Origin of the sequence: Mesorhizobium sp. M0437 (assembly GCF_040321335.1) — a bacterium.
In the GTDB taxonomy this organism is placed as follows: domain Bacteria; phylum Pseudomonadota; class Alphaproteobacteria; order Rhizobiales; family Rhizobiaceae; genus Mesorhizobium.
In genome coordinates this window covers 1-1,071 of sequence record NZ_JAMYRK010000228.1, presented here as the reverse complement: position 1 = coordinate 1,071, position 1,071 = coordinate 1, and the positions used below count along the sequence as shown (strand labels likewise).

Genomic DNA, 1,071 nt, shown 5'->3' with positions numbered 1-1,071 from the left:
GGTAGTCCATGAGGACGAGCGCCTGAGCTATGGCGAGCTCAACGCGCGAGCCAACCGGCTGGCGCATCATCTGATCGGGCTCGGTGTGAAGCCGGACCAGCCGGTGGCGATCTGCCTGGAGCGCAGCCCGGCGATGGTGGTGGGTGTCTTGGCGATCCTCAAGGCCGGCGGCGCCTATCTGCCGCTGGACCCGGCCTATCCCTGCGCGCGGCTGCGGCAGGTCCTCGCGGATGCCGCGCCGCGGCTGCTAGTTTGCGATGCGGCCGGACGCGCCGCGCTCGGCCCCGAGGCGCTTGTCGATGTGAGCGTGGTCGATCTGGAGACGGCGACCCCGGCTTGGGCCGAACTGCCCGCTTGCGATCCCGAGCCGCGCGCCCTTGGCCTGACCTCACGCCATCTCGCTTATGTGATCTACACCTCCGGCTCAACCGGAACCCCAAAGGGCGTCATGGTCGAGCACCACAACCTGGTCAATCTTACAGCATGGCATGTGCAAACGTTCTGTCGGCAACGAGAAACCTGCTGCGCACTCACGGCCGGAGTGGCATTCGATGCCAGCATTTGGGAGCTGTGGTCTGCATTATCCAATCGTAGCGCATTGCTGCTCTCGCCAAGAGCAGCAGCAGGAGATCCCCTGCTTCTACTGCAATGGTGGTGTGATCAATCGCTGGAGACCGCCTTTTTAGTCACGCCGCTGGCTACAACCGCGTTAGAAGACAAGCAAATAAATCCCACATTGGAGTATTTGCTTATTGGCGGTGATCGTCTCCAGCGTGTGCCTTCCCGGCTACCGTCGCCTCTCAAGTTAATAAACAACTATGGCCCGACGGAAGTTACCGTCGTGGCAACCTCGGGACGGCTCTTCAGTGACAACGTTGTGCCGCATATCGGGCGTCCGATTGCGAACACGCGGTTGTATCTTCTGGACGGTCATGGCGCGCCGGTGCCGTTCGGGGCGGTGGGGGAGCTTTACATTGGCGGGGCGGGGGTTGCGCGTGGCTACCTGAACCGGCCGGAGCTGACGGCCGAGCGGTTCATCGCCAGCCCGTTTGTGGAGGGCGACCGGCTGTA

Annotated in this window: 1 protein-coding gene; it reads left to right on the top strand. The window is 63.0% G+C overall.

The features are described 5' to 3' along the window. Nucleotides 1-1,071: amino acid adenylation domain-containing protein (locus tag NKI72_RS35150; RefSeq protein WP_352852273.1), on the top strand; the 1,071-nt coding region annotated here is incomplete at both ends.